Below are 19499 nucleotides of genomic sequence, written 5' to 3' on the forward strand. Positions count from 1 at the left end.
CGCGCCGGGCACCGCCCCCGCCCTCCCGCCGGCACCGTCCCGTACGGTGGCGGGAGGGCGGGGGCACACGTCCGTGCGACGACCGCGCACGGAGCAGGACAGGGGAGGCGAGGTGGCCGCGGAACGGGAGCGGTTCTCCACCGCGACCAGACTCAGGGCGCTGGGCACCCAGGCGGCGGAGCGCGTCTACCGGGCGCAGCACCGCCGGATGCGCGCTCCGCGGCGCAGCAGGCTGACCGGCCGCGCCGCGCTCCTCGTCCTCGTGCTGTGCTCGCTCGTCGTCGTCCTCGCCTACCCGATGCGGCAGTACGTCTCGCAGCGCGCGGAGATAGCCGAGCAGCGCCGCCTGGTCGAGGAGAAGCGCGAGCGCGTCGAGCGGCTGCGCGACGAGAAGGCCCGCTGGCAGGATCCCGCCTATGTGGAGCGGATGGCCCGCGAGCGCCTGCTCTACCTGCGCCCCGGCGAGACCGGCTTCCTCCTGCCGGAGGGCACGGCCGGCACGGGCCGGGAGCGGGACCGGGAGGACGACGGGTCCTCCCGCGCCCGGCGCTCCTCCGACGGCCGGGAGACGGCCCCCGGCCGGTCCTGGCACCGGCGGCTGTGGGAGGGCCTGGACGCGGCGGACGCCGGGATCGCCGAGGGTCCCGGGGGTCGGCCGCCCGACACCGGCCGCCCCTGACCGCCCGCGCCCGCCCCCGCTCCGGCCCCTTCCGACGTCCGACGCCCGCCACCCTTCGAGGAACCATGGAAACGCCCCCGCCCCGCACTCCGCCCACCGCGCCCACCGAGACCGACACCGAGGCCTTCCGACGGCAGCTCGGCCGCCCGCCGCGCGGCCTGCGCGCCATCGCGCACCGCTGCCCCTGCGGCCTGCCCGACGTGGTGGAGACGGCGCCCCGGCTGGAGGACGGCACGCCCTTCCCGACGACGTACTACCTCACCTGCCCGCGCGCGGCCTCCGCGATCGGCACGCTGGAGGCCGAGGGCGTGATGCGGGAGATGACCGAGCGGTTGCGGACCGACCCGGAGCTGGCCGCGGCCTACCGCCGGGCGCACGAGGACTACCTCGCCCGCCGGGACGCCATCGAGGTGCTGGCGGGCTTCCCCAGCGCGGGCGGGATGCCCGACCGGGTCAAGTGCCTGCACGTCCTGGTGGCCCACTCGCTGGCCGCCGGACCGGGCGTCAACCCGCTGGGTGACGAGGCGATCGCCATGCTGCCCGAGTGGTGGCGCAAGGGGCCGTGCGTGTCCGCGGCCGGGCCGGAGGACGGGACCGGGGACCGCGGGGCCGGGCAGTCGGCCGGAGGACAGGGGAGCACCGCATGACCAGGGTCGCCGCCGTCGACTGCGGTACGAACTCCGTCCGGCTGCTGGTGGCCGATCTCGACCCGGCCACCGGCACCCTGACCGACCTCGACCGCCGTATGACCGTCGTCCGGCTCGGCCAGGGCGTGGACCGCACCGGGCGGCTGGCCCCCGAGGCGCTGGAGCGCACCTTCGCGGCCTGCCGCGAGTACGCGGAGGCGATCCGCGCCCACGGCGTCACCCCCGAGCGCGTCCGCTTCGTCGCCACCTCGGCCTCGCGCGACGCCGAGAACCGGGACGAGTTCGTGCGCGGGGTGGTGGACATCCTGGGCACCGGGCCCGAGGTGATCACCGGCGACGAGGAGGCCGCGCTGTCCTTCACGGGCGCCACCCGCGAGCTGACCGGCGGCATGCGCCTGCCCCGGCCGTACCTGGTGGTGGACATCGGCGGCGGCTCCACCGAGTTCGTGGTGGGCGACGACGCGGTGCGGGCCGCCCGCAGCGTGGACATCGGCTGCGTGCGGCTGACCGAACGCCACCTGCTGCGGGACGGCTCGATCGCCGACCCTCCCGCCCCCGGGCAGCTCGCCGCGCTGCGTGCCGACATCGACGCCGCCCTCGACCTCGCGGAGAGGACCGTCCCGCTGCGCGAGGCCCGCACCCTGGTGGGGCTGGCGGGCTCGGTCACCACCGTCGCCGCCGTCGCCCTGGACCTGCCGGAGTACGACCCGGCGGCCATCCACCACTCCCGGATCCCCGCCGCGCGGGTCGCCGCGGTCACCGACCGCCTGCTGGCCGCCACCCACGCCGAGCGTGCCGCGATCCCGGTGATGCACCCGGGCCGGGTGGACGTGATCGGCGCGGGCGCCCTGATCCTGCGGGCGGTCATGGAGCGGACCGGGCTGGCCGAGGTCGTGGTGAGCGAGCACGACATCCTGGACGGCATCGCCTGGAGCGTGCTGGGCGAGGTGTGAGGGTGCCGGCGGACCCGGCCCGCCCGGCACCCGTCACCGCCGGGTCAGGGCCGGGGCGCCACCGCCCCGGAACCGTCCGGCGCCTTCCCCAGCACGTGCCTGCGGCCCCAGGCGCCGAGCACGACGCTGCTGCGGACGGCCGAGGAGCAGGGTGTCAGCGCCGAACTCCTGCTTCCGTACATGCGGCTGATGGAGCGGCGGCTCGCCGACGGACACGGCGACGAGGACGACACGGGGGTGATCGACCTGCTGCCGGGCTGACCGCCCCGGAGACGTGGGGAGGGTGGCCCGGGCCGACGGCCACGGGCCCCGCCGGAAAGCTTCGTGAAGTTCTTCACAAGGAAAACCGCGTGAGCCGTCCACGTTACGGGCCGGTAGGCCGAATTCCGGGTGGCCGGGGCCGGGAGGGGGCGTTTCGGGGTCGTTACGGTGCCGTCCCCGTGGAGGTCCGGCACATTGCCCGCCACTGTCCTCGACATGAGACATCGCAGCTCACAGAGGGGGTGCGGAGCCTTGGGAGGCTTGATGCCCCACAGTGTCGCGGAAGGCCCGGACCGCGAGTCGGGGCACTATAACACAGGTACCGAAGGTGCTTGTGAAGGGGCTCACGAGGTGCCCCCCGGACGGCGGGGGATACTCGAAGACATGAGCACCACGGAGCGTCCGCGAATCCTCGTAGTGGGTGGCGGGTACGTCGGTATGTACGCAGCGCGCCGCATCCTGAAGAAGATGCGGTACGGCGAGGCGACCGTCACCGTCGTCGACCCGCGCTCCTACATGACGTACCAGCCCTTCCTCCCGGAAGCCGCCGCCGGCTCCATCTCCCCGCGCCACGTGGTCGTCCCGCTGCGGCGCGTGCTCCCCAAGGCGGAGGTCCTCACCGGGCGGGTCACGGCCGTCGACCAGGACCGGAAGGTCGCCACGGTCGCGCCGCTGGTCGGCGATGCATACGAGCTGCCCTTCGACTACCTGGTCGTCGCCCTCGGCGCCGTCTCCCGCACCTTCCCGATCCCCGGCCTGGCCGAGAACGGCATCGGCATGAAGGGCGTGGAGGAGGCCATCGGCCTGCGCAACCACGTCCTGGAGCAGCTCGACAAGGCCGACTCCACGAACGACGAGGAGGTCCGCCGCCGGGCGCTCACCTTCGTCTTCGTGGGCGGCGGCTTCGCCGGCGCCGAGACCATCGGCGAGGTCGAGGACATGGCCCGGGACGCGGCGAAGTACTACACCAGCGTCCGCCGCGAGGACATGCGCTTCATCCTCGTCGACGCCGCCGACAAGATCCTCCCCGAGGTCGGCCCCGAGCTCGGCCGCTGGGGCCTGGAACACCTCAAGAAGCGCGGCGTCGAGGTCTACCTGTCCACGTCGATGGAGTCCTGCGTCGACGGCCACGTGGTGCTCAAGAACGGCCTCGAGGTGGACTCCGACACCATCGTGTGGACCGCCGGTGTGAAGCCCAACCCGGCGCTGGCCCGCTACGGCCTGCCGCTGGGCCCGCGCGGCCATGTGGACACCGAGGCGACGCTTCAGGTCAAGGGCACCGACCACATCTGGGCCGCGGGCGACAACGCCCAGGTCCCGGACCTCGCCGCCCGCGCGGCGGGCAACGAGAACGCCTGGTGCCCGCCGAACGCCCAGCACGCGCTGCGCCAGGCGAAGGTGCTCGGCGACAACGTCATCGCCGGTCTGCGGGGCTTCCCGCAGACCGAGTACCGGCACGCCAACAAGGGCGCGGTGGCCGGGCTCGGCCTCCGCAAGGGCGTCGCGATGATCGCCGTCGGCAAGCGCGTCAAGATCAGGCTCAGGGGCCGGCTGGCCTGGTACATGCACCGCGGCTACCACGGCCTGGCGGTCCCCACCTGGAACCGCAAGATCCGGGTCTTCGCGGACTGGACGCTCGCCCTGTTCCTCAAGCGCGAGGTCGTCTCCCTCGGCGCGGTGCAGAATCCGCGCGAGGAGTTCTACGAGGCCGCCGCGCCGGTCTCGGCCGCGGCACGGGAGTCCGGCGACGCCCGGCCGAAGGCCAGGGCCTCCTGAGGCCGGACGGCGCCGGGCGGTAGCGGACAGCACCGGCGGATCACCGCTCCGGCGCCCTCCGAAGGGCCGCCCGTCTCCCTCGGCCGGGGAGGCGGGCGGCCCTTCGCGCTGTCCCCGGCTGCCCTCCGCCGTTCTCCGGTGCTGCCCGCCCGCCGTGCCGTACGGACGGCACGGCCGGTGCCGCCGCGCCCCGGCGTGAACGCCGGGGCGCGCGGGGATAGCTGTCTGTGAACGCGGTGAAGCGGGGCAGCCGGCTCCGTGGAAAAGGGGGACCGATGGCACAGATCGCGGCACGACTCGTCAGAGCCCTGGAGGAGGTGCTGGGCGGGCCCGTACCCGTCCGGGTGCGGGCCTGGGACCGCAGCGAGGCCGGGCCGCCCGGCGGGCCCGTCCTCGTCGTACGGCACCGGCGCGCGCTGCGCAGGCTGCTGTGGAGACCGGGCGAACTGGGGCTCGCCCGGGCCTGGGTGGCCGGGGAGCTGGACATCGAGGGTGACCTGTACGAGGCGCTGGGCCGGCTGGCCGGGCAGGTGTGGGAGCGGGCCGCGACCCCCGCCGCCCCCGCCCCGCCGCTGTCCCGGCGGCTGGAGAGCCGGCTCGGGCTCGGCCGTGAGCTGCTGGCGCTGGCCGGGCCGCTGCCCCCGCCGCCTCCGCCCCGGGAGGAGGTCCGGGGCCGCACCGGGCTGCGGCACACCCTGCGCCGCGACCGGCGCGCCGTCAGCCACCACTACGACGTCGGCAACGACTTCTACGCCCAGGTGCTCGGGCCGTCCATGGTCTACTCGTGCGCCTACTGGGACGGCAGTGCCGGCGGGGACGCCGACGGGAAGCCGGTCATGACGCTGGAGGAGGCGCAGGAGGCCAAGCTCGACCTGGTCTGCCGCAAGCTCGCCCTGCGCCCCGGGCAGCGGCTGCTGGACGTCGGCTGCGGCTGGGGCTCGCTGGTGCTGCACGCGGCCCGCGAGTACGGCGTGACGGCGGTGGGCGTCACCCTCTCCCGGGAGCAGGCCGGGCTGGCCCGCAAGCGCGTCGCGGAGGCCGGGCTGGCCGACCGGATCGACATCCGGGTCCAGGACTACCGCGAGGTCGTCGACGGCCCGTACGACGCGGTCTCCTCCATAGGGATGGCCGAGCACGTCGGTGCGGCGCGCTACCGCCTGTACGCCGACCGGCTGTACGCGCTGCTGCGGCCCGGCGGGCGGCTGCTCAACCACCAGATCGCCCGGCGCCCGGCGCCGGACGAGGAGAAGTACCGGTTGGACCCGTTCATCGACGCCTACGTCTTCCCCGACGGGGAGCTGTCCCCCGTCGGACGGACCGTCACGCTCCTGGAGCGGGCCGGGTTCGAGGTCCGCGACCTGGAGTCGATACGGGAGCACTACGCGCTGACCCTGCGCCGCTGGGTGGCCAACCTGGAGGCCGACCTCCCCCGGGCGGCCCGGCTGGCCGGTCCGGGCCGGGCCCGGGTGTGGCGGCTGTACATGGCGGCCTGCGCGCTCGCCTTCGAACGCAACGAGATAGGCGTCAACCAGATCCTGGCCGTGCGCACCCCGGAGAGCGGGGTCTCGGGGCTGCCGCTGCGCACCCGCGACTGGCGGGACTGAACCGGGGTTCAGCCCCGGGACCGCGCCGGGGACCGGCCGGAGCCGCCCCGGGGACGGAACCCGGCGGCACGGGCGGGGGCCCGGACCGCGAGTGCGGTCCGGGCCCCCGCCCGTGGGGCCGTCCGGCCGGGTCACTCGGTCTTGATGGCCGTCAGCATGTTCAGGCGGGCCGCCCGGCGCGCGGGCCACAGCGCGGCCAGGATGCCGACCAGCGCGGCCAGCGCAAGGAAGAGGGCCAGCCGGCCCCAGGGCAGCGCCAGTTCGTAGGTGGTGATCGGGCCGGCGAGCAACTCACCGGCGGCCCAGCCGAAGAAGACGCCCAGGCCGACCCCGAGCACGCCGCCGAACAGCGAGATGATCAGCGACTCCAGCCGCACCATCCGCTTGACGCCGAGCCGCTCCAGGCCGATCGCCCGCAGCATGCCGATCTCCTGGGACCGCTCGAAGACCGACATCGCCAGGGTGTTGACCACCCCGAGCACCGCGACGATCACGGCCATGGCCAGCAGCCCGTAGAGGATGTTCAGCATGATCGCGATCTCTCCGGCGGCCTTGTCGGAGATGTCCTGCTCGCTCTGGATCTGGATGGCGGGGTTGTCCCCCAGCGCCTTCGCCAGCGCGTCCTTGGCGGAGTCGCTCGTACCGCCCTGGACGGAGAGCATGATCTGCTGGCTCTCGATCTTGCCCAGGTGGGGGTCAAGGTCGGCGGTGCCGATCAGGGCGCCGTAGAACACCTCGTTGCTGCGGTACACACCGCCGACGGTCAGCTCACCGCGCTCCCCGTCCTCGTACTCGGCCTCCAGGGAGGTGCCGGTCTTCCAGCCGTGCGCGTCGGCGGTCTCGGAGTCCACCAGGATCTTCCCGCCGCCCAGCCCCTCGTACGAACCCTGGGTGAAGTCGAGGCTGGTCAGTTCGCCGAAGCTGCCGGCGTCCACCCCCTGCAGGTCCAGGTAGTCGTCGCCGAACTCGACGTAGGAGGGACGCACCGGGGTGAGGGCGGTGACGTCCTCGTGCTTCTCCAGGGTCTTCTCGACCTCCTCGGAGAGGTAGGCGGGGGTGGCCATGGAGACGACGTAGTCGATCCGGAGGGACTCCGCGGCCATGTTGTCGATGCTCTTCTGGACGCTGCTGGCGATGACGGTCAGCCCGGTGATCAGGGTGAGGCCGATCATCAGCGCGGACGCGGTGGCCGCGGTGCGGCGCGGGTTGCGCGCGGCGTTCAGCCGCGCGAGCCGCCCGGAGACGCCGAACCCGCGCAGGAGGGGGGCGGACGCGGCTATCAGCGGGCGTGACAGCAGCGGGGTCAGCACGAACACGCCGAGCACCGTCAGCGCGGCGCCCGCGCCCATCACCATCTCGCTGTCCGCCATGCCGGTCGCGGCCACGACGAGTGCCGCGCCGCCGGCCGCCAGGACCGTGCCGATGGTGTTGCGGACGACCAGGCTGCGGGGGGTGGCGGCGGCGTGGACACTGCTCATGGCGGCGACCGGCGGGATCTTCGCGGCGCGCCGGGCGGGCAGCCAGGCGGCGAGCACGGTGACGAGGACGCCGACGGCCAGCGCGGCGACCACGGCGTTCGGCGGGATCACCAGCGGACCGTCGGGGACGGTGAGGTCCAGGGCGCCCAGCAGGGCGCGCAGCCCGGCGCCGATCCCGATGCCCGCCAGCAGACCGACCGCCGCCGCGACCGTACCGACGACCAGGGCCTCGATCAGCACCGACCGGGTGACCTGGCGGCGGCCGGCGCCGACCGCGCGCAGCAGGGCCAGCTCCCTGGTGCGCTGGGCGACCAGCATGGTGAAGGTGTTGGCGATGATGAAGCTGCCCACGAACAGCGAGATCCCGGCGAAGACCAGCAGGCCGGTGCGCATGCCTTCCATCTGGCCCTCGACCATCCTGGCCTGGTCGGCGGTGAGTTCGTCGCCGGTGGTGGCCTCGGTCCGCGGCGGCAGGACCTCCTCGACGCGCTCCTTCAGCTCCGTCTGGGTCACCCCGCCCTCGGCGGCGAGGATGATCTCGGAGTAGTGGCCGGGGGAGGCGAACAGCCGCTGCGCGGTGGCGGTGTCGAACAGCACCAGGGCGCCGCCCGCGGCGACGAAACCGTCGTCGGTGTCGAAGACGCCGACGACCTTCTCCTCGCGGACGGGGCCGTCGACGGACAGCCGCACGGTGTCACCGATCTCGTAGCCGGTGCGCTCGGCGGTACGGGAGTCCAGCGCGATCTCGCCGGCCCGCCGCGGGGCGCGGCCCTCGCGCAGGTCGTAGCGCGGGTCCTTTCCGCCGTCCACGGCGGCGTGGTTGTTGCCGAAGGTGGACCAGCCGTCACCGACGAGCTCGCCGTCCTTGCCGGCCAGGGCCACGGTGTCGGTGGCGGTCCCGAAGGCGGACGCGACGCCGTCCACCTCCCGCAGCTTCTCCAGCAGGTCCTCGGTGAGGGCGAGTTCGGGGTCGACCGACTCGCCGTCCGTCCCCCCGCCGGTGGACCAGTCGGGCTGGACGGAGACGTCGACGGCCTCGTAGCCCTTCTGCGAGCTGCGTTCGAATGCCTCGGAGAGGGTGGCGGTGAAGACCAGGGTGCCGGCGACGAACGCCACGCCGAGCATCACGGCGAGCGTGGTCATCAGCAGTCTGGCCTTGTGCGCGAGCACGTTGCGCAGGGCGGTTCGGAACATGGGGGATCTCGTGTTCTGGAGTCGGGGTGGTGGGGCGCTTCCGGGCGTGCGCGGTGAGGGGACGCGCCCGGGGTGCGGCGGTCCCCGGGGCGGCCCTGAGGGGGCCCTGGAGGTGTGGTTCCCGGAGCGGGCGGGCGGGGCGCGCCGCGCCTCAGCTCGTACGGCCCCTGGCGTCGAAGGCCTTCATGCGGTCCAGGACGCCGTCGGCGGTGGGGTCGGCCATCTCGTCGACGATGCGGCCGTCGGCGAGGAAGACCACCCGGTCCGCGTAGGAGGCGGCCATCGGGTCATGGGTCACCATGACGACGGTCTGGCCCAGCTCCCGCACGGAGTTGCGCAGGAAGCCCAGCACCTCCGCACCCGCCCGCGAGTCGAGGTTGCCGGTCGGTTCGTCGCCGAAGATGATCTCGGGTCGGGCGGCCAGGGCCCGGGCGACGGCCACGCGCTGCTGCTGGCCGCCGGAGAGCTGGTTGGGGCGGTGCCTGAGCCGTCCGGACAGGCCGACGGTCTCCACGACGCGGTCCAGCCACTCCTTGTCCGGCTTGCGGCCGGCGATGTCCATCGGGAGGGTGATGTTCTCCAGCGCGTTCAGGGTGGGCAGCAGGTTGAACGCCTGGAAGATGAAGCCGATCTTGTCCCGGCGCAGCCGGGTCAGCTTCTTCTCCTTCAGCCCGGACAGTTCGGTGTCGCCGATCCACGCCGAGCCGGAGGAGAAGGAGTCCAGTCCGGCCATGCAGTGCATCAGCGTGGACTTGCCGGAACCGGACGGGCCCATGATCGCGGTGAACCGGCCGCGGGTGAACTCCACGGAGACGGCGTCCAGGGCGACCACCTGTGTCTCACCCTGGCCGTAGACCTTGCTCAGGTTCTCGGCCCGGGCGGCCGCTGTCCCGTCGGGGGTGGTGAGGGCGGTGGCGGCACCGGTGGGGGTGGTGGTCACGAGGGAGGGCTCCTGTCACAGCGAATTGACGGTTCCCCACCATGGTGGGTGCGGATTCGGACACCCGCGTCCCTCCCCGAACCGGTTTTCGGGGAGCTCCTCAGGGGGACGGGGGCGGCCCCGGATCATCCCTGGGGAGGAGAACCATCCTGGCGCCCCGTCCCTGGGCAGCGACTTTCCGTCATTCCTGGAGGTGGGGAGAGGGTGGGCAAGCTGCACCCAAGAGGGGCGCGCGCCGCTGATGCGCTATCAGTTGCCAATAAAATCAGACAACTTGAGGCCATGGCCCCGTTGTTCGAACGGGAGCCCCGGCTAGGCTCGTCCAGCGTCCAGGGGAGGGGCCGTTGGCAGTCGGCAGCGCGGCCCAGCAGGAGCCGGTGCCCGGATGGTGGAATGCAGACACGACGAGCTTAAACCTCGTTGGCCTACAGGCCGTGCCGGTTCGAATCCGGCTCCGGGCACACCGGACTCACCCCCGGTAGAAGGAAACGTTTTTTCACGGCCGCCGCCCTCCGGGGGGTCCAGAAGGGTCGCGGGGATCCCGTCCGTGTGTTCCGCCGAACGGCGAACACGTGCTCCCGCTTCTCACAGCGCCGGCGGCGCGAGAACTGTCACACCCTCACGCGCGCACTCCCCGCCTCCCCGCTCACACCCGTGCCCGGCCGCCCTCCGGAGCCCGCGGCGCGGCGGCGGGCCCCGGAGGGCGGCACGGCCCCCGGAGCGTGCCGGGATCCCTCCGGGGTGTCACCGGTTGTACGCCGGGTACCGGAACAATCACGAGTCCTTCCGTCGTTCAAGCGAGTGCACTACCGTGCGGTCTTTGCTAAGACATTACTCTGGAGGAAGGGCCGCGCGGTGCGGCCATGGAGGAGTGAGATGAGGAGCAGCAACCCGGTCTTCTCGCGACGGGGATTCAGCCGAGACAACGGCTACGCCGGTTTCAACGCCACGCAGCAGCCGCAGGCCGGGAACCCGTACGCGGGCGGCCCCCAGACCGCGAACCCATACGCCACCAACCCGTACGCCCAGACCCAGGGCGCGCCGCCCGCCGCCCCGCCGCAGGCGGGCCGGATGACGATGGACGACGTCGTCGCCCGGACGGCCATGACGGTGGGCCTGGTGGTCGCCACGGCGACGGTCGCCTGGATCACCGACCTGTCCCTGGGGCTGGCCCTGGGCGCGATGCTGATCGCGTTCGTCCTGGGCATGGTGCAGGCCTTCAAGCGCAAGGCGTCGCCGCCGCTGATCCTGGCCTACGCCGCCTTCGAGGGTCTCTTCCTCGGCGCGATCAGCAACTACGTCGACAGCTACATCGCCAACGGCGCGGCGATGCAGGCGGTACTGGGCACCATGGCGGTCTTCGCCGCGGTGCTGTTCATGTACAAGGCCCGCATCATCCGCGTCACCCGGCGCTTCTACCGCTTCGTGATGGCCGCCGCCATCGGCTTCATCCTGCTGATGGGCATCAACCTGCTGTTCGCGGTCTTCGGCGGCGGTGACGGCCTCGGCTTCCGCAGCGGTGGCCTGGGCATCATGTTCGGCATCATCGGCATCGTGCTCGGTGCGGCCTTCCTCGCCCTGGACTTCAAGCAGGTCGAGGACGGCATCGCCTACGGCGCTCCGCGCGAGGAGTCCTGGCTGGCCGCCTTCGGGCTGACCCTGACCCTGGTCTGGATCTACCTGGAGTTCCTGCGGCTGATCGCCATCCTGCAGAGCAGCGACTGACCCGGCGGCCGGTGGTGGTGTGCCGCCGGCCGGGCAGGGCACGTCAGGGGCCCGCGAGGCATCGCCTCGCGGGCCCCTTCCGGCTTCCGGACCCCCGTTGCGGTGTGCTTCCGTGGTGCTCGCGCGGGTGCTCGTGCGTCCCCGGCCGGGCCGGCGCCGCCCGGGTACGCCCGGTGCGGGGGCGGAGGGCGCCCCGGCGCGGCCCCTCGGCCTCGGCCGCCCTGGCACTCAGGTACCCCCACCCCTGGCCTTCGGCCGGGAGATACCCCCACTCCCGGCCCCGGGGGCCCGAGAGCCGGGAAGATCTGGGCCCCGGGCCTCGTGTCGGGCAGGTCCTGACCGGCGCGGCGCTAGTGGGCGCCGGCCGACCGTCGCAGTTCGTACTCCCGGACGAGGGCCTTGGCGTGGCCGTAGGCGAGGTGGTACTCCCGGCGCAGCCAGCTCACCCTGTCCTCCAGACGGGGAGAGGCGGGGGCGTCGGCGAGGGTGCGCAGCCAGTCGGAGATGTCCCGGCCGGTGCAGCGGGGGATGCGGGAGAGCAGGTTCCGGTGGGTTTCCTCTTTGGAGAAGGGCTGGGACATCGGCGCCTCCGGACGCTTTCGATGAGTCCTCTTCACTGCACCGTGCCCCAATGTCCACCCCTTGGCAACGGGGCGTGCGCGGTGCGTAGGGTTGACCCCGTGCCCGATGTGATCCCCTTGCTCACCGCCGTGGAGCGGCTCGCCGACCGGCTGCGCGCCATGCCGCACAGCGCCCTGGCACGGGGCGCCGCGGCCGAGGGGCTGGAGCTGGCCAGGGAACTGGCCGGCCGCGCCCAGCGGCTGGAGTTCCCCGGCCGCGCCCCCCGGCGGCTGCCCGACGCCGGTGTCTTCGCCGTCGGCGACCAGCTCGCCGTCGCCGGGCACGACCTGGCGGAGGCGCTCCGCGCGGCCGGCGGTGCCGGCGGTGCCGGCGGTGCCGCCGACGACGCCGCGGCCGAGGCCGTGGCGCTGGTGGAGGCCGCCGAACTCAGAACGAGGTGATGACCCGGTCCGCCAGGACGTAGACGTGCTCCTCGCCGCAGGCGAAGGTCAGGGTGTACGCGCCGAACACCCCGGAGCCGCCCAGCAGCACCGGCTCGGCGCCCTCGCGCAGGGCGGTGCCGAGCCGCTCGGCGGCCTCGCGGTGGCCCGGTGCCAGGCAGACGGTGGTGCCGTCGGCGAAGACGTAGACGTCCAGCGTGCCCAGCGGACCGGACCGGACGTCGGTCAGCGGGGTACGGGCGTCGGCCAGTCCGGCCAGGCACCGGCGGGTGGTCTCACAGCCGCCGGGCCCGGCGGGGACGGGCGGCCCGGCGGGTTCGCCGTCCAGACCGAAGCCGGGGTTCGAGGGATGGCGGCGGCGGGCGGCGGCCAGCTCCGGGGAGTCGGCCGCACCGTCCCGGGCGGTGTCCGCGTCGGTTCCGCCGGTGCCGGGCGTTTCGGGGTCGGCGGACCGCCGGGAGCCGAGCCGCGGTTCCGCCCCCCGCTCGATCCCTTCCCGGTCGAGCTGGTGCGGAATGGGCGGGCCGCTCTCGTGGGCGTTCCCCAGGGCACGCTCCAGCAGCGCGTCCAGCGGTTCCGCGCCGTCGTCCGCCGCCCCGCCGGCACCGTGTCCGGCGGGCCTGTCGTCGGCCCGGTGGCCGGCGCCGGTGCCGTACTCGGTGCCGTGCGTCTCGGCCGGCATGTTTTCGGTGCAGGTGTCGCGTGCCTCCTGGGCGGCCCAGAAGGCGCGGGCCTCGGCCAGTTCGCGCTCGCGCTCCTCGGCGAGGGCGGCGGCCACGGCGGACCGGATCTCCGCCTGGCTCGGGGACGTACGGGGCGCGGGCAGCGCGGTCCCGTCCGGGGCGCCGTGCGGCGCGGCCGAGGCGAGGAGCTGCTCGCACAGCGAGTCCACCGCCCGGCGCAGACCGCGGACGGCGTACAGGGCCGCGCCGCTCACCGCCGTGGCGGCACCGGCGGTGAGCAGCAGGACGAGGGATATGGCGCTCACTGACGTACTCCCGTTGGGAACTGCGATCCCTGAATTCCTACCGCAGCCCGCCGGGAATCTCCTGTCGGAGCGGGCGGTGAACACCCCCGAAAGGACGGCGGAAGGGCTCCGGGCGGACGAACGGACCGCCCTGAGCAGGAAGAACACCTGCCCCGCAGGACATAGGTCACATCCTGGGTGAACTTCGGTCTCACCGGGGTCTCAGGGGGTCTTCAGGGACCCCGCCGGGGCCCCGGCGGGGAATCCGCCCGGCAGCGGGGAGCGGTCTCAGCTCAGCCGCTCGATGACCATGGCCATGCCCTGGCCGCCGCCGACGCACATCGTCTCCAGCCCGAACTGCTTGTCGTGCCACTGGAGGGAGTTGATCAGGGTGGTGGTGATCCGGGCACCGGTCATGCCGAAGGGGTGGCCGACGGCGATGGCGCCGCCGTTGACGTTCAGCCGGTCCAGGTCGATGCCCAGGTCCCGGTAGGAGGGGATCACCTGGGCGGCGAACGCCTCGTTGATCTCGACCAGGTCGATGTCGTCGATGGTCAGCCCGGCCAGCTTCAGGGCCCGCCGGGTGGCCTCCACCGGGCCGTAGCCCATGATCTCGGGCGACAGACCGGAGACGCCGGTGGAGACGATCCGGGCCAGCGGTGTGACGCCCAGCTCGCGCGCCCTGGTGTCGGACATGATCACCAGGGCGGCGGCGCCGTCGTTGAGCGCGCAGCAGTTGCCCGCGGTGACCAGGCCGTCGGGGCGGAAGACCGGCTTGAGGCCCTGGACGCCCTCCAGGGTGACGCCCGGGCGCGGCCCGTCGTCCTTGGCGACCACGGTGCCGTCTGGGAGGGTCACGGGGGTGATCTCGCGCTCCCAGAAACCGGCGGCGATGGCCTGCTCGGCGAGGTTCTGCGACCGTACGCCGAACTCGTCCATCTCCTCGCGGGTCACGCCCTTGAGCCGGGCCAGGTTCTCGGCGGTCTGGCCCATGGCGATGTAGACGTCCGGCAGCTGCCCGTCCTCGCGCGGGTCGTGCCAGCCCGCCCCCTCCTGTTCGGCGCGGGCGGCGGTACGGGCCTCGGCCTCGGCGAAGAGCGGGTTGTGGGTGTCGGGCAGGCCGTCGGAGGTGCCCTTGACCGAGCGGGAGACCGTCTCGACGCCGGCCGAGACGAACACGTCCCCCTCGCCCGCCCTGATGGCGTGCATCGCCATGCGTGTGGTCTGCAGGGAGGAGGAGCAGTAGCGGGTGACCGTGCAGCCCGGCAGGTGGTCCATCCCCAGCTGCACCGCGACGACCCGGCCCAGGTTGTGCCCCTGCTCGCCGCCGGGCAGGCCGCAGCCCAGCATCAGGTCGTCGATCCCGGCGGGATCCAGCTGCGGCACCCGGTCGAGGGCGGCCCGCACCATCGCGGCGGTCAGGTCGTCCGGCCGCATGTCCTTGAGCGAGCCCTTGAAGGCGCGTCCGATCGGCGAGCGCACGGCGGAGACGATCACTGCTTCGGGCATCACTTGCTCCAGGGAACGGGGCGGTGGACGGTGGACTTCTGGAAAGCTACCGATACGTATGGTGGCGGTCACGTCCCGCCGTGTGTGATTCGGACCTCTTTGCCGAGCGCCTGCTCACCCGTCTGCCGCACCGGGCCCCGGAGCCCGGTACGGCGCGGCACCGGTGTCAGGCGCCGGGGGAGTGCGCGGCGGCGGTCTCCGGCACCGGGGGCGGCCGCCGCCCGCGGCGGTGCTTCAGCAGCGCCCAGGGGCCGCGGCCGCCCTGGACCGCCGCGACCTCCGTACCGCCCTCTCCGGCGGCCGCCGCGGCGGCCCGGTCGACCGGGAGGATGTCCTCGCGGCGGGCGGCGTCCGGCCGCTCGTCCTCCGGCCACAGACCCAGGGTGGTGCAGAGGGCGGGGAGGAAGGCCATGGCGGCGGTCGCGTACCCCTCCGCCGAGGGGTGGAAACTGTCCGGGCCGAACAGTTCGCGCGGGTTCGCCCGGAACTCCGGGCCCAGCAGATCGCCCAGCGAGACGGTGCGGCCCCCCTGCGCCACCACCGCGATCGTCTGCGCCGCCGCGAGCTGCCGGCTCGCCCGGCGGACCAGCCACCGCAGCGGGGGGTCGACCGGCTCGACCGTCCCCAGATCCGGGCAGGTGCCCACCACGACCTCGCTGCCGGCCGCCCGCAGCCGGGCCACCGCGTCCGACAGCAGCCGCACCGACCGGGCGGGCGGCATCCGGTGGGTGACGTCGTTGGCGCCGATCATGACGGCGCACACGTCCGGCGCGGTGCCCGTGCCGTCCGTGCCGTCCGCGTCGTCCTCGGTGTGTCCGCCCAGCAGCAGTTCGGTCACCTGGCGGTCCAGGTCGTCCGAGCGGGCGCCCGGCACCGCCACGTTGCGCAGCCGCACCGGCCGCTCCGCCACCGCCGCCAGTCCCGAGGCCAGCAGCGCGCCCGGGGTCTGCCGCACCCGGTGGACGCCCTGCCCGGCGGCGGTGGAGTCGCCCAGCACCGCCAGCCGCAGCGGCGGGAGCTGCGCGCCGGGCCCGGTGCGCCCGAAGGCCGCGCCGTACAGCCCGTCCGCCCGGGGCGGCACCTCGCCGGACTCGCCCACCCGCCATCTGGCCAGCCGCGCCTGGACCATCAGCAGGCCGACGGCGGCGCCGCCGAGCAGCCCCGCACCCCCGCCCCCGTAGGCCGCGGCGGCGGCGATCCGGCGGGCCGCTCTCGCTCTGCGCACGCCCGTCACACCCGGCGCGCCCGGCAGCTTCGGCATGTTCGGAATGTTCGGCATAGGGGGTCCTCCCGTGTACGCGCCCGTGCGCCACCACCCGTCACTAACGGTGTGTTGCCCGCCGCGGCCCGTCGCGCAACGCGCGTCACCCGACGGCTTCCCCGGCGGGGAGTGGACCCTAGGCTGGCGGGTACGGGCAGGCGACGGCGACTGCCCCCGAGCGCGGAGAACCCAGGTGCAGTATCACGAGTCGATGATCGAGCTGGTCGGCAACACCCCGCTGGTCAGGCTGAACAGCGTGACGGCCGGGATCAGGGCCACCGTCCTGGCGAAGGTCGAGTACTTCAACCCCGGCGGCTCGGTGAAGGACCGGATCGCGCTGCGGATGATCGAGGCCGCCGAGCGCTCCGGCGAGCTGGCGCCGGGCGGTGTGATCGTCGAGCCCACCTCCGGCAACACCGGGGTCGGGCTGGCGATCGTGGCCCAGCGGAAGGGCTACCGCTGCGTCTTCGTCTGCCCGGACAAGGTGTCCACGGACAAGATCAACACCCTGCGGGCGTACGGCGCGGAGGTCGTCGTCTGCCCCACCGCGGTCGACCCCGGGCACCCCGACTCCTACTACAACGTCTCCGACCGCCTGGTGCGCGAGACGCCGGGCGCCTGGAAGCCCGACCAGTACAGCAACCCGAACAACCCGCGCTCGCACTACGAGACCACCGGTCCCGAGCTGTGGGAGCAGACGGACGGCCGGATCACCCACTTCGTGGCCGGCGTCGGCACGGGCGGCACGGTCACCGGCACCGGCCGCTACCTCAAGGAGGTCTCCGGCGGGAAGGTGCGGATCGTCGGCGCCGACCCGGAGGGCTCGGTGTACTCGGGCGGCTCCGGGCGGCCCTATCTGGTGGAGGGCGTCGGCGAGGACTTCTGGCCCGACGCCTACGACCGGGAGATCACCGACGAGATCGTCGCCGTCTCCGACAAGGACTCCTTCCGGATGACCCGGCGGCTGGCGCGGGAGGAGGGGCTGCTGGTCGGCGGCTCCTGCGGGATGGCCGTCGTCGCGGCGCTGCGGGTGGCCGAGCGCCTCGGGGAGGACGACGTGGTCGTCGTCCTGCTGCCGGACGGCGGACGCGGCTACCTGTCGAAGATCTTCAACGACGAGTGGATGGCGGACTACGGCTTCCTGGAGGAGGGCGAGCCCACCCAGGCCCGGGTCGCCGACGTGCTGCGCCACAAGGAGGGCGCGCTGCCCTCACTGGTCCACATGCACCCGGAGGAGACGGTCGGCGAGGCCATCGAGGTGCTGCGCGAGTACGGCGTCTCGCAGATGCCCGTCGTCAAGCCGGGCGCCGGGCACCCGGACGTGATGGCGGCGGAGGTCGTCGGCTCGATCGTCGAGCGCGAGCTGCTGGAGGCGCTGTTCGCCCGGCGCGCCGAGCTGGACGACCCGCTGGAGAAGCACATGAGCGCGCCGCTGCCGCAGGTCGGTTCGGGCGAGCCGGTCGCCGACCTGATGGCGGTGCTGGGCGAGGCCGACGCGGCGACCGTGCTGGTGGAGGGCAAGCCGACCGGGGTGGTCGGCCGTCAGGACCTGCTGGCGTTCCTGGCCCGGGGGGCGGGTGCCGGGAAGAGCACGGGAAAGAGCGCGCGGAAGAAGTAGCCGGCTGTCACGGCGCCGCAAAACGTGGTTAACACCGGTCGGGCACTGTGTGAGGTGTCGGCGCGGGATTTTCCGGAGCGGCTCCCGGACTGTCCGCAGGCGCCCGGACGCGGGCCCGGTTCCTGACCCGGTCGCGTGTCCGACGCGGGGACCGCCGTCGTCCCGCCCTTGGTGTTCGCACCGGGGTGCGGCGGTCCCCGCGCAACTCCTCCCGGCTCGCCCGGCTCCCGGCCGGCCGTCAGCCGGTCGGTTCGGCCGTCAGTCCCAGTCGCCGGAGGCCGCGCGGCGCTCCTCGCGCCGGGCCCGGGACCAGGGCAGACGGTCCGCGGAGTGGACGGCGTTGACGCCGACGATCCCGGCCCAGCAGACCAGCAGTCCGGGCAGATCCGCGTTCACGGCGGCGATCGCGGAGAGCGGGATGGCCAGGACGAGCGAGATCGCGGCCAGTCCGAAGGCGGCGCCGGGCCCCTCCGGGGCCTGACCGCCCTGCGGCGTCCGGGCGCCGCGGGCCACGACCGTCTGCCGTTCGGCCAGGTGCCGCCGCACCCGGCGGTCGATCACGGAGTCCAGCCGCTGGTCCACCTTCTCCAGGAAGGAGTCGACCAGCTCGGACTCGTACTCCGGCCCGAGCTCCCTGCGCGTCTGCAGGGTGGCGTCGAGCTCTTTCCTCAACTCTGGGTCAGGGCCACGGGCATCCATGAGCGCCACGCTACGGGCGCGGGCGTGCCGGGGCACTGGGGCTATCCCCCGGAAACCGCCGGGGGAGACCGCCACGGACCGGCGCCCGTACCGTGCCGGTACCGGGCACCGGTGACGCGTTCCGGCGCAGCGTGCCGATACTGAATGGAGTCATGCGGCGCGGAGAGCACTGAAGAGGACCGGTCGAGGACGAGGGTGGGCGAGCGCGGGTGGAGACGGTGAACGGTGCGGGCGCGCGGCTGCAGGAGCTGTTCGAGGGCCACCGGCTGACCCCCACCCAGCGGCGGATCGCCCACTGCGTGGTGCGGCACGCGGCCGAGGCGCCGTTCCTGTCCAGTGTGGAGCTGGCGGAGCTGGCGGGAGTGAGCCAGCCGTCGGTGACCCGCTTCGCCGTGGCGCTGGGCTTCGACGGATACCCGGCGCTGCGCAGGAGGCTGCGCGAGACCCTGCCCGCGTCCGGCGGTGTCCGGGACGGCGCGGACGGGTCCGGCGAGCCGGCCGGCGGCGGTGACGGGGAGGGCGCCCGCAACACCTGGCAGCAGGCCGTGCACGCCGAGATCGAGAACCTGCGCCGGCTCGCCGCGCAGCTCGCCGACCCCGCCCCCGTCACCGCGGCCGGCCGGCTGCTGGCCGCCTCCCGGCCGCTGCCCGTCCTGGGCCTGCGGGCCGCCGCCGCCCAGGCGCGCGGCTTCGCCTACTTCGCCGCCAAGGTGCACCCGGACGTACGGCTGCTGGACGAGGGCGGCTCGATGCTGGACGACCGCCTCGACACGGCGGTACGGGCCGGGGCGAGCGCCCTGCTGTGCTTCGCGCTGCCGCGCCACCCGCGCGAGACGGTGGCGGCCCTGGGCCGTGCCCGCGCCGCCGGGCTGCGGGTCGTCACCGTCGCCGACAGCGCCTTCGCGCCCGTCGCCGGCCCGGGGGACGTGCTGCTGCCCGCCGCCGTCGGGACCGGGCTGTCCTTCGACACCGCGTGCGGCCCCATGCTGCTGGGGCGGGTGCTGCTGGAGGCGATGTGCGACGAACTGCCCGACGCGCAGGCCCGGCTGGAGGAGTTCGACGCCCGGGCGGCCGAACGCGGGCTGTTCGCCGACTGACCGGGCCGCCGGGGCCGGCCGGGTTCCTCAGCGGATTCTCATTCTTCCTGACTACGCTTTTTCCGACCG

At 73.9% G+C, this 19499-nt stretch carries 17 protein-coding genes and 1 tRNA gene; 10 read left to right on the forward strand and 8 right to left on the reverse strand.

Going from position 1 to position 19499, the window contains the following annotated elements:
• The first annotated feature begins 112 nt into the window (after positions 1-112).
• The 3 genes from V1L54_RS03805 (at position 113) to V1L54_RS03815 (ending at position 2279) form a co-directional block, all read left to right on the forward strand.
• On the forward strand, positions 113-679 hold the full coding sequence (locus tag V1L54_RS03805) for an FtsB family cell division protein (RefSeq protein ID WP_330116392.1): 567 nt from the start codon (positions 113-115) through the stop codon (positions 677-679).
• Positions 680-744: 65 nt separating this feature from the next.
• Entirely contained in the window at positions 745-1326 is a 582-nt protein-coding gene (locus V1L54_RS03810; protein ID WP_330116393.1) for a DUF501 domain-containing protein, read from the forward strand.
• A complete protein-coding gene (locus tag V1L54_RS03815; RefSeq protein ID WP_330116394.1) occupies positions 1323-2279 on the forward strand; it encodes a Ppx/GppA phosphatase family protein in 957 nt (318 codons plus the stop codon). The genes V1L54_RS03810 and V1L54_RS03815 overlap by 4 nt, the downstream gene beginning before the upstream one ends.
• 44 nt (positions 2280-2323) lie before the next feature.
• Here V1L54_RS03815 and V1L54_RS29410 read toward each other — a convergent pair whose 3' ends face one another.
• On the reverse strand, positions 2324-2461 hold the full coding sequence (locus V1L54_RS29410; protein WP_443076462.1) for a hypothetical protein: 138 nt from the start codon (positions 2459-2461) through the stop codon (positions 2324-2326).
• A 463-nt stretch (positions 2462-2924) separates the two neighbouring features.
• On the opposite strand from V1L54_RS29410, the gene V1L54_RS03825 reads away from it, so the two are divergent.
• Both V1L54_RS03825 and V1L54_RS03830 read left to right on the forward strand, forming a co-directional pair.
• Entirely contained in the window at positions 2925-4316 is a 1392-nt protein-coding gene (locus tag V1L54_RS03825; protein ID WP_330116395.1) for an NAD(P)/FAD-dependent oxidoreductase, read from the forward strand.
• 275 nt (positions 4317-4591) lie between these two features.
• Positions 4592-5920: a class I SAM-dependent methyltransferase gene (locus tag V1L54_RS03830; protein ID WP_330116396.1), complete on the forward strand. Its 1329-nt coding sequence runs from the start codon at positions 4592-4594 to the stop codon at positions 5918-5920.
• Between the two features lie 131 nt (positions 5921-6051).
• Here V1L54_RS03830 and V1L54_RS03835 read toward each other — a convergent pair whose 3' ends face one another.
• Entirely contained in the window at positions 6052-8592 is a 2541-nt protein-coding gene (locus tag V1L54_RS03835) for an ABC transporter permease (protein ID WP_330116397.1), read from the reverse strand.
• A 151-nt stretch (positions 8593-8743) separates the two neighbouring features.
• On the reverse strand, positions 8744-9532 hold the full coding sequence (locus tag V1L54_RS03840; protein ID WP_330116398.1) for an ABC transporter ATP-binding protein: 789 nt from the start codon (positions 9530-9532) through the stop codon (positions 8744-8746).
• Positions 9533-9911: 379 nt separating this feature from the next.
• On the opposite strand from V1L54_RS03840, the gene V1L54_RS03845 reads away from it, so the two are divergent.
• Both V1L54_RS03845 and V1L54_RS03850 read left to right on the forward strand, forming a co-directional pair.
• A tRNA-Leu gene (locus tag V1L54_RS03845) sits at positions 9912-9993 on the forward strand.
• Positions 9994-10408: 415 nt separating this feature from the next.
• Positions 10409-11257, forward strand: coding sequence for a Bax inhibitor-1/YccA family protein (locus tag V1L54_RS03850; RefSeq protein WP_330116399.1), 849 nt, complete (start codon positions 10409-10411; stop codon positions 11255-11257).
• 350 nt (positions 11258-11607) lie between these two features.
• Here the strand turns inward: V1L54_RS03850 and V1L54_RS03855 are convergent, their stop codons facing one another.
• Positions 11608-11838, reverse strand: a complete 231-nt coding sequence (locus V1L54_RS03855) for a DUF4287 domain-containing protein (RefSeq protein WP_330116400.1) — start codon at positions 11836-11838, stop codon at positions 11608-11610.
• A gap of 99 nt (positions 11839-11937) precedes the next feature.
• Here V1L54_RS03855 and V1L54_RS03860 point away from each other — a divergent pair, with 99 nt between their 5' ends.
• Positions 11938-12279, forward strand: a complete 342-nt coding sequence (locus tag V1L54_RS03860) for a hypothetical protein (RefSeq protein ID WP_330116401.1) — start codon at positions 11938-11940, stop codon at positions 12277-12279.
• On the opposite strand, the gene V1L54_RS03865 is transcribed toward V1L54_RS03860, so the two are convergent.
• The 3 genes from V1L54_RS03865 to V1L54_RS03875 all read right to left on the reverse strand — a co-directional run bounded on the left by V1L54_RS03865 (position 12266) and on the right by V1L54_RS03875 (position 16016).
• The gene (locus tag V1L54_RS03865; protein ID WP_330116402.1) at positions 12266-13267 is read right to left on the reverse strand and encodes a hypothetical protein; all 1002 of its coding nucleotides are present in this window, start codon (positions 13265-13267) and stop codon (positions 12266-12268) included. The genes V1L54_RS03860 and V1L54_RS03865 overlap by 14 nt on opposite strands.
• Positions 13268-13534: 267 nt before the next feature.
• The gene (locus V1L54_RS03870; RefSeq protein ID WP_330116403.1) at positions 13535-14755 is read right to left on the reverse strand and encodes an acetyl-CoA C-acetyltransferase; all 1221 of its coding nucleotides are present in this window, start codon (positions 14753-14755) and stop codon (positions 13535-13537) included.
• 166 nt (positions 14756-14921) lie between these two features.
• Positions 14922-16016, reverse strand: a complete 1095-nt coding sequence (locus tag V1L54_RS03875; RefSeq protein ID WP_330116404.1) for an SGNH/GDSL hydrolase family protein — start codon at positions 16014-16016, stop codon at positions 14922-14924.
• Between the two features lie 193 nt (positions 16017-16209).
• On the opposite strand from V1L54_RS03875, the gene V1L54_RS03880 reads away from it, so the two are divergent.
• Positions 16210-17634, forward strand: a complete 1425-nt coding sequence (locus V1L54_RS03880; RefSeq protein ID WP_330116405.1) for a cystathionine beta-synthase — start codon at positions 16210-16212, stop codon at positions 17632-17634.
• A gap of 258 nt (positions 17635-17892) precedes the next feature.
• On the opposite strand, the gene V1L54_RS03885 is transcribed toward V1L54_RS03880, so the two are convergent.
• Positions 17893-18333, reverse strand: coding sequence for a hypothetical protein (locus tag V1L54_RS03885; protein ID WP_330116406.1), 441 nt, complete (start codon positions 18331-18333; stop codon positions 17893-17895).
• Positions 18334-18542: 209 nt separating this feature from the next.
• Between V1L54_RS03885 and V1L54_RS03890 the strand changes: the two genes are divergently transcribed.
• Complete coding sequence (locus V1L54_RS03890; RefSeq protein ID WP_443076463.1) at positions 18543-19430, forward strand: MurR/RpiR family transcriptional regulator; 888 nt, start codon at positions 18543-18545, stop codon at positions 19428-19430.
• The last annotated feature ends 69 nt before the right edge of the window (positions 19431-19499 follow it).

This window comes from Streptomyces rubellus (genome assembly GCF_036323805.1).
Taxonomy (GTDB): domain Bacteria; phylum Actinomycetota; class Actinomycetes; order Streptomycetales; family Streptomycetaceae; genus Streptomyces.